Source organism: Marinobacter salinexigens (assembly GCF_008370345.1).
GTDB classification, from domain to species: Bacteria; Pseudomonadota; Gammaproteobacteria; order Pseudomonadales; family Oleiphilaceae; genus Marinobacter; species Marinobacter salinexigens.
The window spans coordinates 380,823-395,846 of the sequence record NZ_VTUU01000001.1 but is presented as its reverse complement, the minus strand read 5'-3'; the positions used below and the strand labels follow the sequence as shown (position 1 = coordinate 395,846).

General features: G+C 57.3%; 16 protein-coding genes. 12 read left to right on the top strand and 4 right to left on the bottom strand.

From position 1 onward, the window contains the following. Window positions 1–27: 27 nt before the first annotated feature. From sufC to FWJ25_RS01830, 6 genes are read left to right on the top strand one after another with little or no spacing between them, the layout of a single operon-like run. Entirely contained in the window at window positions 28–801 is a 774-nt protein-coding gene (gene sufC, locus FWJ25_RS01855; protein ID WP_149598540.1) for a Fe-S cluster assembly ATPase SufC, read from the top strand. A gap of 12 nt (window positions 802–813) precedes the next feature. Beyond that, window positions 814–2,100: a Fe-S cluster assembly protein SufD gene (gene sufD / locus FWJ25_RS01850; RefSeq protein ID WP_149598539.1), complete on the top strand. Its 1,287-nt coding sequence runs from the start codon at window positions 814–816 to the stop codon at window positions 2,098–2,100. A 7-nt stretch (window positions 2,101–2,107) separates the two neighbouring features. Next, window positions 2,108–3,361 carry an aminotransferase class V-fold PLP-dependent enzyme gene (locus FWJ25_RS01845; RefSeq protein WP_149598538.1) on the top strand — a complete coding sequence of 418 codons (1,254 nt, stop codon included), beginning with the start codon at window positions 2,108–2,110 and terminating at the stop codon, window positions 3,359–3,361. A 13-nt stretch (window positions 3,362–3,374) separates the two neighbouring features. Next, entirely contained in the window at window positions 3,375–3,731 is a 357-nt protein-coding gene (locus FWJ25_RS01840) for a HesB/IscA family protein (RefSeq protein WP_149598537.1), read from the top strand. Window positions 3,732–3,762: 31 nt separating this feature from the next. Beyond that, on the top strand, window positions 3,763–4,305 hold the full coding sequence (sufT, locus tag FWJ25_RS01835) for a putative Fe-S cluster assembly protein SufT (protein ID WP_149599043.1): 543 nt from the start codon (window positions 3,763–3,765) through the stop codon (window positions 4,303–4,305). Beyond that, a complete protein-coding gene (locus FWJ25_RS01830) occupies window positions 4,305–4,763 on the top strand; it encodes a SufE family protein (protein WP_149598536.1) in 459 nt (152 codons plus the stop codon). Before sufT ends, FWJ25_RS01830 begins: the two co-directional genes overlap by 1 nt. Window positions 4,764–4,787: 24 nt before the next feature. Here the strand turns inward: FWJ25_RS01830 and FWJ25_RS01825 are convergent, their stop codons facing one another. Then, entirely contained in the window at window positions 4,788–5,981 is a 1,194-nt protein-coding gene (locus tag FWJ25_RS01825; RefSeq protein ID WP_149598535.1) for a flagellar assembly protein T N-terminal domain-containing protein, read from the bottom strand. A 54-nt stretch (window positions 5,982–6,035) separates the two neighbouring features. Further along, the gene (locus tag FWJ25_RS01820) at window positions 6,036–6,572 is read right to left on the bottom strand and encodes an LPP20 family lipoprotein (protein WP_149598534.1); all 537 of its coding nucleotides are present in this window, start codon (window positions 6,570–6,572) and stop codon (window positions 6,036–6,038) included. 251 nt (window positions 6,573–6,823) lie between these two features. On the opposite strand from FWJ25_RS01820, the gene FWJ25_RS01815 reads away from it, so the two are divergent. The 4 genes from FWJ25_RS01815 to trmL all read left to right on the top strand — a co-directional run bounded on the left by FWJ25_RS01815 (window position 6,824) and on the right by trmL (window position 11,012). After that, entirely contained in the window at window positions 6,824–8,080 is a 1,257-nt protein-coding gene (locus FWJ25_RS01815) for a conjugal transfer protein TraF (RefSeq protein ID WP_149598533.1), read from the top strand. An 80-nt stretch (window positions 8,081–8,160) separates the two neighbouring features. Then, window positions 8,161–9,264 (top strand): tRNA nucleotidyltransferase/poly(A) polymerase-related protein, encoded by a 1,104-nt coding sequence (locus tag FWJ25_RS01810; protein WP_149598532.1) that lies wholly within the window; start codon window positions 8,161–8,163, stop codon window positions 9,262–9,264. Between the two features lie 101 nt (window positions 9,265–9,365). Further along, window positions 9,366–10,544: an acetyl-CoA C-acetyltransferase gene (locus FWJ25_RS01805; protein ID WP_149598531.1), complete on the top strand. Its 1,179-nt coding sequence runs from the start codon at window positions 9,366–9,368 to the stop codon at window positions 10,542–10,544. Window positions 10,545–10,547: 3 nt separating this feature from the next. Then, a complete protein-coding gene (gene trmL / locus FWJ25_RS01800) occupies window positions 10,548–11,012 on the top strand; it encodes a tRNA (uridine(34)/cytosine(34)/5-carboxymethylaminomethyluridine(34)-2'-O)-methyltransferase TrmL (protein ID WP_149598530.1) in 465 nt (154 codons plus the stop codon). A 71-nt stretch (window positions 11,013–11,083) separates the two neighbouring features. On the opposite strand, the gene secB is transcribed toward trmL, so the two are convergent. Both secB and FWJ25_RS01790 read right to left on the bottom strand, forming a co-directional pair. Next, entirely contained in the window at window positions 11,084–11,584 is a 501-nt protein-coding gene (gene secB, locus FWJ25_RS01795; RefSeq protein ID WP_149598529.1) for a protein-export chaperone SecB, read from the bottom strand. A gap of 138 nt (window positions 11,585–11,722) precedes the next feature. Then, a complete protein-coding gene (locus FWJ25_RS01790) occupies window positions 11,723–12,139 on the bottom strand; it encodes a rhodanese-like domain-containing protein (protein WP_149598528.1) in 417 nt (138 codons plus the stop codon). A gap of 143 nt (window positions 12,140–12,282) precedes the next feature. Between FWJ25_RS01790 and gpmM the strand changes: the two genes are divergently transcribed. Together gpmM and FWJ25_RS01780 are read left to right on the top strand one after the other, a co-directional pair. Continuing rightward, a complete protein-coding gene (gpmM, locus tag FWJ25_RS01785) occupies window positions 12,283–13,830 on the top strand; it encodes a 2,3-bisphosphoglycerate-independent phosphoglycerate mutase (protein WP_149598527.1) in 1,548 nt (515 codons plus the stop codon). 74 nt (window positions 13,831–13,904) lie between these two features. Further along, a complete protein-coding gene (locus tag FWJ25_RS01780; RefSeq protein ID WP_149599042.1) occupies window positions 13,905–14,981 on the top strand; it encodes a murein hydrolase activator EnvC family protein in 1,077 nt (358 codons plus the stop codon). Window positions 14,982–15,024: the final 43 nt, after the last annotated feature.

Genomic DNA, 15,024 nt, shown 5'->3' with positions numbered 1-15,024 from the left:
AGATTCAGAGATAGAGAGAAGCAACAAATGCTGAGCATCAAGAACCTGCACGCATCCGTTGAGGGCAAAGAAATCCTCAAGGGCATTAATCTGGAAGTCAAAGCCGGGGAAGTTCACGCCATCATGGGCCCGAACGGTTCAGGAAAGAGCACCCTATCCCAGGTGCTGGCAGGCAATGAGGCATTTGATGTCACCGATGGCTCCATCACCCTGAACGGGGACGACCTCCTGGAGCTCGAAACCGAAGAACGCGCCCGGGAAGGCATCTTCCTCGCGTTCCAGTACCCTGTGGAGATTCCCGGGGTCAGCAACCTGCAATTCCTTCGTACCGCTGTGAACGCCATGCGCACTCACAAGGGCCAGGAGGAAATGAACGCGGCCGAGTTCATGAAGCTCGCCAAAGAGGTTTCCAAGCAAGTTGATCTGGACCCGGCGTTCCTCAAACGAGGTGTTAACGAAGGGTTCTCCGGCGGTGAGAAAAAGCGGAATGAAATCATGCAGGCACTCCTGCTTCAGCCGCAACTGGCCATCCTGGATGAAACGGATTCCGGTCTCGATATTGACGCACTGAAAGTCGTCTCCGACGGCGTGAACGCCTTGCGCTCCGAAGACCGCGCCATCCTGATGGTTACCCACTACCAGCGCCTGCTGAACCACATTGTGCCGGACTACGTTCACGTTCTGGCCGGCGGCAAGATCATCAAATCCGGAGGCCGGGAGCTGGCACTGGAGCTGGAAGAGAAAGGTTACGGCTGGCTTGGCATCAAGGACGAAGACGTCGTACCGGATGCAGCCAACTAAGGAGGTCGCGGAATGAAAGCAGCACCCACTCTTCCCACCGCGTTCCTCCATTCGGCCGGACAATCCCTGCCAGAGGCACTGCTGACGCTACGCAAGCAGCGCGGCTCTGCTCTGGTGGATATACCCCTGCCGACCCGGAAAACGGAAAACTGGAAGTATTCCAGCAAGTACCTGAAGCTGACCGACGAGATGGCCATATCGCTGCCTGCCGATGGCAAAACCGGCAGCAGTCTGGCCGTCCCGGGCTACAAGGTCGCATTCCTGAACGGCGTAATGAAGCCTGAAGCCAGCGAATATCCTGACCTGGAAGGCATCCAGATCCTGAGCTTCAGCGATCTGAGCGACGAAGAAGCCGCGACATTGGCCGAGCAGCTCGACAGCAACCTGAGCGGCGATACCGTGCAACTGGCGGGACTGAATTCCGCTCGTTTCGATGACGGTTTGCTTATTCGCCTCAACGCTGATGCCGTTCTGGATCAGCCTCTGCACATTGTGCACGAGGTCAATGCCGATGCCAGCGGCTCGGCGTTTCCCCGCATCTATGTAGACGCAGGTCGCCACAGCCAGATCACCGTTGTGGAAGAATACATCTCAAGCGGCAGCGAAGCTGCGCTGGTCAACACCGTCACTGAGTTCGCGCTGGCCGAAGGCGCCAACGTCACCAGCATTCGCCTGAACATGGAAGGCGAGAATGTTCAGCATGTGGGCGCCACCGGTGTACGCCAGCAGCGTAGCTCACGCTTCGAGAGCCACTGCGTCGGCTTTGGCGGCCCATTGCGCCGCCATGACCTGCAAGTGCGACTGGAAGGCGAAGGCGCTGAATGCAAACTCAATGGCGTAGTGGTTACCCAGGGCAAACAGCATTACGACAACCACACCACCATTGAGCACGTCGCCGCCCACTGCAACAGCGAAGAGACCTACCGCAACATCGCGGCAGACCAGTCTCACGCGGTTTTCAACGGACGGATTCATATCCATCAGGACGCCCAGAAGTCCAATGCCGATATGAACAACAAGAACCTGCTGCTGTCCAATGGGGCGGAGATCGACACCAAGCCCGAGCTGGAAATCTATGCCGACGACGTGAAATGCGCCCACGGTGCCACCATTGGCCAGCTCGACGAGACTTCAGTGTTTTATCTGGTGTCCCGTGGTATCGGCCGGCGTCAGGCCAATGTGCTGCTGACCATGGCATTCATTAACGAACTGGTAGAGCAGATTCCGGTGGAATCCGTTCGGGAAACGGCGCACACCCGCCTGAACCAGTTCTTTGATCAGACCTTCGAGGAGGCGTAAGCCAGTCATGACGGATTTGTCCGTGGCCAATACTGCCAACCAGCCGGCACTTGATGTGGAAGCCATTCGCCGGGACTTTCCAATCCTGTCGCAACAGGTAAACGGCAAGCCGCTGGTCTATCTGGACAACGGCGCTTCGGCCCAGAAGCCTGTCGCCGTGCTGGACGCCATGGACCGCTACTACCGGGAAATGCACTCCAACGTGCATCGCGGAGCCCATACCCTCGGTGACCGTGCCACATCCGCCTTTGAAGGCGCGAGGGAAACCGTTCGCGGTTTCCTCAACGCAGCCAGTACACGAGAAATCATCTGGACTCGCGGTACCACCGAAGCCATTAATCTGGTGGCGAACGGATTGGCGCCGCGCCTTCAGTCCGGCGACGAAATACTCGTTACCCAGATGGAGCACCACGCCAATATTGTGCCCTGGCAAATGGTGGCAGAGCGCACTGGCGCGAAAGTCATTCCCATTCCGGTAACGCCGGCCGGTGAACTGGAACTTGATTCGTTCCACAGCCTGCTCAATGAGCGCACCAAAGTGCTGGCAGTCGCCCACGTTTCCAATGTGCTCGGAACGGTAAACCCGATTGCCGCACTGATTAACGAAGCGAAGAAACGGGGCATCATCACCCTTGTGGATGGAGCCCAGGCGGTACCTCATTATCAGCCGGATGTGCAGGCTCTGGACTGTGATTTTTACGCATTCTCGTCCCACAAGATGTTCGGGCCTACCGGCATTGGCGTGCTCTATGGCAAATCTCACCTGCTGGAAGAGATGCCCCCATACCAGGGCGGTGGCGAGATGATTGAGCGGGTATCGTTCGAGCGCACCACCTGGAACACCCTGCCCTACAAATTCGAAGCAGGTACGCCAGCAATTGCTGAAGCTGTTGGTCTCGGAGCCGCCATCGACTATCTCGGCAGCCTCGACCGGAAGGCCATGGAAGCCGCCGAGTCGGCATTGCTGATCCGGGCAAATGACTTGGTGGAAAGCGTTCCGGGTATGGAGATCATCGGCACCGCGACCGACAAAGTCCCGGTAATATCCTTCAAAATTGCCGGCTTGCACCCCAGCGACATCGGTACCCTGCTGGACCAGCAGGGCATTGCCATCCGCACTGGCCACCACTGCGCCATGCCGCTGATGGATTTCTACGGAGTTCCCGGTACAGCCCGGGCTTCCTTTGCGTTTTACAATACGCTGAATGAGGTGGAACAGTTATTTACCGCCCTTCAGAAAATTCAGCGCCTGTTTGCCTGACGGAGGTGGAATCATGACAGCAGAAGTCTTCACCCCAAATGATGTGAACGTGACCATGACCCCATCAGCGGTCCGGCACGTTCGCAAGCAACTGGACAAGAAGCCCGAAGCCAAAGGCATCCGCCTAGCCATCACCCGAAGTGGCTGCTCCGGCTTCAAGTACGAAACCCAGTGGGTGGAAGAGACCACTGGTGATGACCGGATATTCCATATCGACGGTGTGGATGTGTTCGTCAAGGAAGAACACCTGCCGATGGTCAACGGCATCGAAATAGATTTTGTCACCGAAGGCGTGAACTCGCTCTTTCGTTTCCGTAACCCCAACGCAACAGCCGAGTGCGGGTGCGGAGAGAGTTTCACCATAGCCTGATACACCAGAAGACAGCGAGGCCAGCTTGGGCATGCAAGAACGGGAAGTGGTCCTGACAAAACGCGAGGTGGAAGCCCGCCTGGTACCCGCCGGAACCGAAATCATGATTCCGGCTGATACATTCGTGACCATTACACAGGCTCTGGGTGGCACGTTCACCGTAGCGGTCAATGGCAATCTGGCGCGAATCGAAGGCCACGATGCAGACGCCCTGGGCAAAAAGCCTCTGGAAAGCAGCTTCGACACGCCTGAAGACGGCAGCGTCAATGAAAACCAGGTGTGGGAAGCCCTGCGCAACTGCTATGACCCGGAAATCCCGGTGAATGTCGTGGACCTCGGACTGATCTACGAGTGCCGGATTGAAAACGGCACCGAAGACGGAAACCACATCTATATCCAGATGACCCTCACCGCGGCCGGATGTGGTATGGGCCCTGTTATCTGCGATGACGTCAAGCGCAAGGTGGAGCACGTGCCCAATGTGGACAAGGTCACCATCGATCTGACCTTCGATCCTCCGTGGAGCAATGATATGCTCACCGATGAAGCCAAGCTTGAACTGGGAATGCTTTGATGACTGCTAGTGAACAGGATTTCCTGAATAATCCCCTGGGCACAAAAACCACTCTGGAAGATGTTCTGGATGCTTTTGAGTTTCTGGACGACTGGGAAGAGCGTTACGCCTACATTATCGATCTCGGCAAGCAGCTACCGGCCTTCCCGGATGACGGTCGCATTGAAGAGAACTACGTTCACGGCTGCCAGAGCCAGGTGTGGCTGATCCACCACTTCGATGAAGCCAGCGGCAAGCTCTACCTGCTGATTGATTCAGACGCCATGATCGTGCGCGGCCTTGCCGCCATCATTCTGGTTGCCCTTAACGGCAAAGCCCCCAGAGAGTTACTGACCACGGACATCGACGAGCTGTTCGAACAGCTTGACCTGTTCCGCCATATCTCACCAACCCGTGGCAACGGATTGCGGGCCATGGTCAGCAAAATCCGGGATATCGCAGCGACTGAAGCAGCCTGACCTCAGTACCCCCGCGCGGCACGTTTACCAGATAATGGCAACGTCGTCGCGCTGGATGTTTAGCTGACCGCCAGGCAAAGACATACTCCCGTTACTGAAATCCGGGTGTACGTTATTCAGCGTCACCGTTTGCCTTGCGTCGCTCAATTCGGGCGTCCCCCCAAGCGAATTCCAATAACGGGCACTGCGGTACAGGTGTAATTCATCACCCGGCCTCAGCCCGGCCGTTGCCCCGGATTCCAGGGTCACAGTATCACCGTCTACCCGGGTAATCCGCGTCATGAATGGCTGGCAGGCGACCACATCGTTCACTGCTAACGCCATATCATCAATGGCATCATCCACCGCGCGGCCATAGGCAGATGCCTGGAAGCCTCCGGATCCAAAGCCGTCCGAAGAGCCTGTTGAGGCATCCCAGTCAGCGGACGTGGCGAATCGTTGTCTGTAGACAGGAGAGCCACTGAAGCCATCAAACACCATCAAATCAACTACAAAGCGCCGGGACTGATCCCCATTCCACAGGGTCCTCTTCATTCCATCCCACACAGACGTCCCCCAGGCAGAAGGGTCACTCACCTCCATATCCCGGATCACGCCGGTCACCACAAACTGCGCTCCCAGCTCCCGTGCTACCTGCACTACATTGGAAAGAGCGTTATCTCCGGCCATAGAGGTCGGCGCGTCGGGAATCTCACTGAACAGCTGTCTCGAGCTCGCCCCAAGGACCTGGAGTTGCCCGGTCTCCCTCAATTTTTGCTGGAGTCGTTGAGGCAAACGTTCGCCCGCATCGTCAAGCCTGCCCAATCGGGCCTGGGACGGCTCTATCATCGGGAAACCCATCACCGCGACCCGTTTCCTGAGGTGGGAGGCATCCCCCGCACCACAGCTACCGGCCCCCTCCGTCACATCGGCCCGAACAACAATACGCAGACGGTTACCGGATTGGGTTTCATCCACAACCCGAACGTTCCGGGCACGGGCCCGGGAGGCCACCTCTGTTCGGGAGCCTGTCAGCACACCGTTCTCCATGGTGTCGCTGGTGCTGACACGCGCTTCATACTGCAGTGACAGATCTCGCAGCGCCGCTTGACGGGCCTTAGCCCTGGCCGCCTCCAGATCACCCTGGTAAATGACCGCACTGCCAACACCTTCAAGCACTACAGCCTGGACCTGACTGACAGCGACAAGCATTACCATCAGCCCGAGAAACACTTTCATATTCCGGAACCTCTGTTCATCACCTTTTCCTGCGCACTCATTATTCCCGCAGGATCAGTCGAGATAGTAGAGAGAATCGACACTCTTACTCTGAACATCGCCGACGGCATCGTTATCCCGGGGCATTGGAATCGAACAGCGATCCTGCACCTCATCATCAGCCACCCGCGACACACAGGCACGGAAACGGGGTTCGAGCTTGAGCTCCATCACAGTTTCCACGACGCCGTCGCTATGTTCGTTAACCGCCACCATTTTGGCACCACGAATATAGCTGTCGACGTAGGTCCGGAAGGTATCGTTGCGCAACACAAAGTCGTTCACCGTCGAGCTGCCATAGATAACAGTGCCGTATACCCGCTCCGCCAGATTACGGTATGCATCCAGTTGGGAAGCGCGTCTTGCCAGCAGGCGTTTGCGGGTATTCAGCCGGTCTTTGGAGGCATCCTCATAGGTTCCAAATCCGGAGACCCGCACTGTGATCGGCTCAAATTCCTGATCCGCCTGCTGAGTGCTGTCCTTCGAGCCATCAGATGCACAGGCGGTCAAACCAAGAATCAGAAGCGGGGTCACTATCCACCGAAGGGTCATTTCTCATCTCCGAAAACACATTTTTTCATGGTCATGAAAGATTCACGCCAACATATTTAACTTACTGATAGATAAACACATAGCTCCCAAAAGATCAGGACCTTCGGATTACGGCGGCAAAAAAATGCCTCCACTTACATTTGGAAAACAAACTGTTACCCCTTTGGTCATGTAGCCAACGGCGTTCTGTTCTAATCTCTTCGCACATACTGCGTTAACTCACGGATTTAACAGTTAAAAAAGGAACACCGATGAACGGAAACCGTCTGACCAAACTGTCGCTGGCTATCGGCCTCTCGGTTGCCACCTCTTCTGCTATGGCAAGTCCACAGCAGTTCATGTCTTCCCGCTCCTTTGCCATGGCCGGCACCGGCGTTGCCGTCGCCACTCCGGTGGAAGCCGCTGCAAGGAACCCGGCAATGATGGCAGGCAATCACCATGAGTGGTCCGATGATTTCGGGCTGATGCTACCATCCGTGAATGCCAGGGCAGCGGATGAAGAGGAAACCATCGATCAGGTCGATGATATCCAGGACACCATTGATGCCTTTGAAGCAGCCGCAGAGGGCGCGCAGCAGAGCGAAGCTGAAAATCAGGCAGGCATTCTCCGCGATCAGTTGCAAAACTTTGATGAAGACACTGTTCGCGTGAACGCTGGCCTGGGTCTGGCACTCGCGTTCCCCAGCAAAACGCTTTCCGTGGGCGTGTTTGCCAACGGTAACCTGACAGCAACCGTTCGGGGCGAATACGACGAAAGCGACGATGCCATACTGGCCGGCATTGAAGGCGGCAACCTGGCGACTCCCGGTGTCACCGATACCCTGCAGTCTCGCGGCAAGGTGCTCGCCTCCGCGGTTTCCGAAGTCGGTATCGCCTTCGCCCGGGAATTCGAACTGTCGAACGGCGAAAGCGTGCAACTGGGCGTGTCACCCAAGTACGTCAACCTTCAGACCTTCCAGTACACCGAAACAGTCTCCGGTTTTGAAGACGACGACTTTGACAGAGACGAGTCCCAGACCGACAAAAGCGGTTTTAACATGGACCTCGGCGCAGCCTACAGCTTCGGCGAAGAAAACGAGTGGACCGTTGGCGCCGCGGTCAAGAACCTGATCCCCATGGAACTGGACTCTGCAGCCAGCCGCCCGGCCCTGGGGGAAGAAGTCCGCACCCTCAAGCTCGACCCGATGGTCACCCTGGGCATAGCGCACAAGAGCGACTACCACGTGGTTACCGCCGAAGTGGATCTGACCAAGAAAGAAGCGTTTGGCTATGAGGATGACACCCAGTGGCTGGCTCTCGGTGCAGAGTTCGATGCCTGGCGCTACGCCCAGCTACGCGTTGGTATTCGCCAGAACCTGGCAAGCAACGACGACAACAATGGCATTGAAGAGAAAACCCAGTTTACCGCTGGTTTTGGCCTGAACATCGTCGGTGTCCGCCTGGATCTTGGCGCTTTGTACAGCGATGCGGATATGGGCGCAGCCCTGGAACTCGGCACCGCCTTCTGATTACAAACCAGAACAGGTTTGCCTCTCAAACGCGGGGAACGGATAATCCCCGCAAACATCTCAAAGGAATGCCCTTCCCCATGCAAACCTATCTGGTCGGCGGCGCAGTACGTGACAAACTCCTTGGACTCGACGTAGAAGACCGGGACTGGGTTGTGGTGGGCGCCACACCAGAAGAAATGCTGCAAAAGGGCTTCAAGCAGGTTGGTGCCGACTTTCCGGTATTCCTGCACCCCCGCACCCGGGAAGAGTACGCGCTGGCCCGGACAGAGCGTAAGCAGGGCCGCGGTTACCATGGATTCAGCGTTTACAGCGCCCCGGATGTTACCCTGGAAGAAGACCTGAAGCGCCGCGACCTGACCATCAACGCCATGGCCATGGATGAACAGGATCAACTGGTCGACCCCTTCGATGGCAAAGGCGACATTGAGCGTCGCCTGCTTCGCCACGTATCCGATGCTTTCGCCGAAGACCCGCTACGCATTCTCCGGACAGCCAGATTCGCCGCCCGCTTCCAGCCACTCGGCTTCCGGGTCAGCCCGGAAACGATGCAAATGATGCGGTCCATGGTGAGTGAAGGCGAAGTCAATCATCTGGTATCTGAGCGGGTCTGGCAGGAAATCCAGCGGGCACTCAATGAAAAAGAGCCGGGAACCTTCTTTGAGGTGCTGCAAGACTGCGGGGCACTACAGGTGCTGATTCCAGAGCTTGCATCCCCATCCGAATACCAGGCAGGCCTGAATGCTTTGCGGCTGGCACACCATGCCAATGGGTCAACAGAAGAACGTTTTGCTGCGCTCATGTCCCCTCTCGATAGCCAGACCTGCACCGAACGGGCGGCAACGCTTAAAGCACCCAACGATTGCCGTGATCTGGCCCGCCTGACCACTTTGTTTGCGCCGGATGTCAACACCGGGCAGCCGCCGACTCCGGATAGCGCTCTGGCGCTGCTTAACCATGCCGATAGCTGGCGTCGACCTGAACGGTTTGCATCGCTGTTGAAAGTCCTCTCTTTCGTTCACCCTGAGCGCCTGAGGAGCATAAAGATGCTGCAGGCTGGCGCGGAAGCCGCCACTCAAGTAGATCCCAAAGCGTTAATGCAAAAAGGATTCAAGGGTAAGGCCCTGGGTAACGCCATTCAGGCCGAACGACTTGCCCGGATTGGTCAGGCGTTCACCATGTAATGGCTTTTGGCCCAACCGGCCTTTCCGGCTACAATGCCTGCACTCTTTTTACCCAGCCGGCACCATAGACCCTCTTTGTGCCCATGAATCGGAGAAACACCATGCGCGATGTTGTCATTGTTTCCGCCAAGCGGACAGCGATCGGAACCTTCGGCGGCGGGCTTTCCAGCCTGCGTGCAGATCAGCTCGGTACAGCCGTCATTAAAGCGATTCTGGAAGAGACCGGCGTTTCCGGAGATCAGATCAACGAAGTGATTCTGGGACAGGTTCTTACCGCGGGCTGTGGCCAGAACCCGGCCCGCCAGTCCGTGATCAATGCGGGCCTGCCAGCATCGGTGCCCGCACTGACCATCAACAAGGTATGCGGTTCTGGCCTCAAAGCCGTTCACATGGCGGTTCAGGCCATCCGTTGCGGCGATGCAGAGATCATGATTGCTGGTGGTCAGGAAAGCATGAGTCAGGCGCCCCACGTACTGCCAAACAGCCGCAACGGACAGCGCATGGGGAACTGGTCCATGATCGACACCATGGTTAACGATGGCTTGTGGGATGCATTCAACGATTACCACATGGGCATCACCGCAGAGAACATTGTAGAAAAATACGGTATCAGCCGGGACGAACAGGATGCCTTTGCAGCAGCCTCTCAGCAGAAAGCCTCTGCCGCCCGCGACGCTGGCAAGTTCGACGGTCAGATCGTGCCGGTCTCCATCCCCCAACGCAAAGGTGATCCGATCATTGTTGATCGTGACGAAGGCCCGCGTGAAGGCGTTACGGCAGACAGCCTCGGCAAGCTGCGCCCGGCATTCAGGAAAGATGGCACCGTTACCGCGGGTAATGCCTCTTCCCTGAATGATGGCGCTGCCGCGGTGATGGTATGCAGCGCGGAAAAAGCCAAAGAGCTTGGACTGACTCCGCTCGCCACGATCAAGGCTCATGCGAGCGCCGGCGTTGATCCCACCATCATGGGAACCGGCCCTATCCCCGCCAGCAAGCGCTGCCTCGAACTGGCAGGCTGGACCGTGGATGACCTGGACCTTGTCGAAGCCAACGAGGCATTTGCAGCCCAGGCCATTTCCGTGAACCGTGATCTGGGCTGGGACACCAGCAAGGTCAACGTTAACGGTGGCGCTATTGCTCTCGGCCACCCGATCGGCGCTTCCGGCTGCCGGATTCTGGTCAGCCTGCTGCACGAAATGGTCAGCAGGGATGCCAAGAAAGGCCTGGCTACCCTCTGCATCGGTGGTGGCATGGGCGTCGCCCTGGCGGTCGAGCGCTGATCCATGCTCCACGTGGTGCTGTACGAGCCGGAAATTCCGCCGAATACCGGCAATATCATCCGGCTTTGCGCCAACACCGGCTGCCAGCTGCATCTGATTGAGCCCCTGGGCTTTTCCCTGGAAGATAAGCAGATGCGACGGGCTGGCCTGGATTACAGCGAGTACGCCACCGTAAAGGTTCATCCCGACTACCAGACGTTCCTGGCCAGCGAGTGCCCGCAGCGCCTGTTCGGGATGACCACGAAAGGCAGCCAGCATTACCATGAGGTAGCCTTTCAGGAGGGTGATTACCTGATGTTCGGGCCTGAAACCCGTGGATTACCCGCCGAGGTTCGGGAAGCACTTCCCCGGGAGCATTGTCTCCGGGTCCCCATGCGGCCTGAAAGCCGCAGCCTGAACCTGTCCAATACTGCAGCGCTGGTGGTCTACGAGGCGTGGCGACAGTTGGGGTTCAAAGGTGCACTGTAGTAACCAGCGAACAAGCGGATACAAAAAAACCGGCCGAAGCCGGTTTTTTTGTCTTCAGGATAAAGCTGGACTCAGTGAGTCTGCTCTTCCTTGGCCTGCCCTGCGGCCTCTTCCTGCTTGCGCTGGAGAGCCTGAGCGTAGATAGCGTCGAAGTTAACCGGCGCCAGCATCAGGGCCGGGAAGCTACCCTTGTTCACAACACCATCGATAGCTTCGCGTGCGTATGGGAACAGGATAGTCGGGCAGTACGCACCCAACATCTGACCCAGCTGCGGGCCTTCAATACCCTGAACCAGGAACACACCTGCCTGCTGGATCTCAACGATGTAGGCAACCTTCTCGCCAATCTTGGCGGTGACCGTCAGGGACAGAACCACCTCATACTGGTTGTCGCTGACCTTGTCGTGGGAAGTGTTCAGATCCAGGTTTACCTGCGGCTTCCACTGCTCCTGGAAGACGGTCGGGGAATTCGGGGACTCGAAAGACAGATCCTTCACATAGATACGCTGAAGGGCAAACTGAGGTTGAGTCTGGTTTTCGCTGCCTGCTGCAGCTTGCTGATTGTCAGCCATGTTCAGTCCTTTCGTTCTTAATCGTGGGCTCTGGCCCGTCATTATGAGGTACGCTGCCGGGCCAGTTTACAGCCTGCCCCGGACGGCTAATGTGAAACAGTGCGGCAGATTGCACTTCAGATCAAGGCCCACAGCCTCTTACTTTTTCACCAGCGGCAGGTTGCTGCCTTTCCAGTCAGCAACACCACCGTTCAGACGCACGACGTTAGTGAAGCCTTCAGCATTCAGTTGTTTGACCGCCATCGCAGCGTGCTGCCCCATCTTGTCGGCAACAATGATCTGCTTTTCCTTGTACTTGTTAAGTTCAGCTACACGGCTTTTCAGGCTATTCAGCGGAATGTTGATGGAGCCGGTGATACGGCCTTCACCAAATTCCTTGCGATCCCGGATGTCCACAACCACGGCTTCATCCTTGTTGATCAGTGTGACAGCGCTCTGGGCGGAAATCTTGGCGCCACCACGACGGGACTCCAGAATCAGGATGGCCACCAGAAATGCGACAAACAATGACGCGAGTACATAGTGGTTTACAACGAATTCAAACAAGCGATCCATGAAACTACCCCGAAAAATAATTTGGCAGGATTATACACACCCTGCAGCGCTCACAGAAGGCAGCAGAAATGGCTTGTGGGCGCCAAAACGGTTAGAATCTGTCCTCCTTGTTTATGAACTTTTTTACCTGACCGGATGAAGTGATGACCGCGACGCGCAAGCCGACTGCACTGATTATTCTGGATGGCTGGGGACACCGTGACCCGGCTGAAGACAACGCCATCAGCAATGCCAATACTCCGTTCTGGGACAAACTGTGGCAGAACCAGCCGAAAACCCTGATCAACACGTCCGGCATGTTTGTCGGCCTGCCTCAGGGACAAATGGGCAACTCTGAAGTTGGCCACATGAACCTTGGCGCCGGCCGGGTGGTTTATCAGAGCCTGACCCGTATCGACAAGGATCTTGAGGACGGCGCCTTCCAGAAAAACGAAGTGCTCTGCGCGGCTATCGACAAGGCTGTTTCCAGCGGTCGTGCGGTGCACCTGATGGGCCTGCTGTCGCCGGGTGGTGTGCACAGCCACGAAGATCACATTCTGGCAGCAGCCGAAATGGCCGCCGCCCGCGGTGCCAAAGAGATTTACATCCACGCATTTCTGGATGGCCGTGACATGCCTCCCCGCAGTGCTGCTCCATCCCTGGAAAAAGCCACTGCGAAAATGAAGAGCCTGGGTGTTGGCCGTGTGGCCTCCATCGTTGGTCGCTACTACGCCATGGACCGGGATAACCGCTGGGATCGTGTGGAAGCCGCATACAACCTGATGACTCAGGGCACTGCCGAATTTACCGTTGCAGACGCAGTGACCGGCCTGGAACAGGCCTACGAGCGGGGTGAGAACGACGAGTTCGTCAAGCCAACCCGCATCCGCGCTGCCGGCGAATCCGAAGCGACCATCAACGATGGCGACACCGTCCTGTTCATGAACTTCCGTGCTGACCGTGCCCGGGAGATGACCCGCACCTTCGTCGACAAAGATTTCGACGGTTTTGATCGTCTGAAGCACCCGGAACTGGCCGATTTCGTAATGCTCACGGAGTACGCAGCAGACATCAAAACCTCCTGCGCCTACCCCCCCGAGCAACTGGTCAACGGACTGGGCGAATACATGGCGAAGCAGGGTAAAACCCAGCTGCGCATTTCTGAAACCGAGAAGTATGCTCACGTTACCTTCTTCTTCAACGGTGGCCTGGAGACTCCGTTCGAAGGTGAAGACAGGATACTTGTACCGTCTCCCAAAGTGGCCACCTACGACCTGCAACCGGAAATGAGCGCACCGGAAGTGACTGACAAACTGGTCGAAGCCATCAAGAGCGGCAAATACGATCTGGTGGTATGTAACTACGCCAATGGCGACATGGTTGGCCACACCGGCAAACTGGATGCTGCCATCAAGGCCGCAGAATGCCTCGACCAGTGCGTTCAGCGCGTTGTTGAAGCCCTCGACGAAGTCGGTGGTGAAGCCCTGATTACAGCAGACCATGGTAACTGTGAGCAGATGACCGACCCCAGCTCAGGTCAGGTCCATACCGCTCACACCATTGGCCCGGTTCCCCTGGTCTACACCGGCCACCGCAATGTCACCCTGGTGGATGACGGCGCGCTCAGCGATATTTCACCAACCCTGCTCGCCCTGATGGGCATGGAGCAGCCGAAGGAAATGTCCGGGCACAGCCTGGTCAGGATCGACTGATCGCAAAGCGTGACATTTTGCTCCGTCTACTGATTATCGCCGCGCTGTCCCTGCACCTGGGGGCCGTGACGGCGATGGCTGAAGAGGTAACGCCGGAACAGATCGAAGACCTCAAAGAACGTATTGAGGACATCGATGACTGGCTGACCGATGCCGAAGAGGATCGCTCCGACCTGGAGCAGCAACTGGTCTCTACCGAACGTACGATCAGCCGACTGACCCGGGAGCGTCGCGTCCTGAATGAACAGGTAGCGGAGCAACAGCAGCGGCTTTCCGAACTCCAGACCCAGGAACGGGAACTCACCCGAACACTGGACAAGCAAAGGGAAAGCCTGAAAAAACAGATCCGGGCAGCCTGGATGGAGGGAGATACGCCTGCCGTCAAGGTCCTGCTCAACGAGGTCAGCCCGGACAACGTCGCCCGGACAATGACGTACTACGAGTATCTGAGCCAGGATACCGTCCAGCGCCTTGAAGCGTTCCGCAATAGCCTGCAGCAGCTTCAGCAGACCCGAGCCAGCGTTCAGGCAACCCGCACAAAGCTGGCCAAATCAGAATCTGACATTGCCGAGCGCCAGGCCCAGCTCACCCAATCCCGCAAACAGCGAGAGCAGACGCTCGCCTCACTCAAAGCGGATATCAGCAGCCGCAAGAGCGAACGCAATGAGCTGGAGTCAGACCGCAAGCGTCTGCAGAAACTTCTGGATGAAGTACAGCAGGCCATCGCCAGCATCCCCGCCCCCAACGAATCTGAACCATTCCGCACACTCAGGAACAAATTGCCGTGGCCCGTCCAGGGCAAGGTGGTCAGTCGTTATGGTGCGCCCTACGCTGACGGCAAGCTTCGCCGCAGCGGAATACTCATCAACACCAGCGAAGACGCTGAAGTCCACGCCATTCACTATGGCCGGGTCGTATTCGCCAACTGGCTGCGGGGATTCGGCCTGATCACCATCATTGATCACGGCGATGGCTACATGACACTCTACGGCCATAGCAGCAGCCTTTTCACCAGCCCCGGCGACTGGGTCGCGGCTGGCCAGGCCATTGCCCTGGCTGGCCGAACCGGAGGCACCAGCGATCCTGCGCTGTACTTTGAAGTTCGACATAACGGCAAACCCGACAACCCTGGCCGGTGGCTTGCCGACTGACGTGAGGGCTGACAAACGACCGCCCGGGCGCCATACTGTCGGA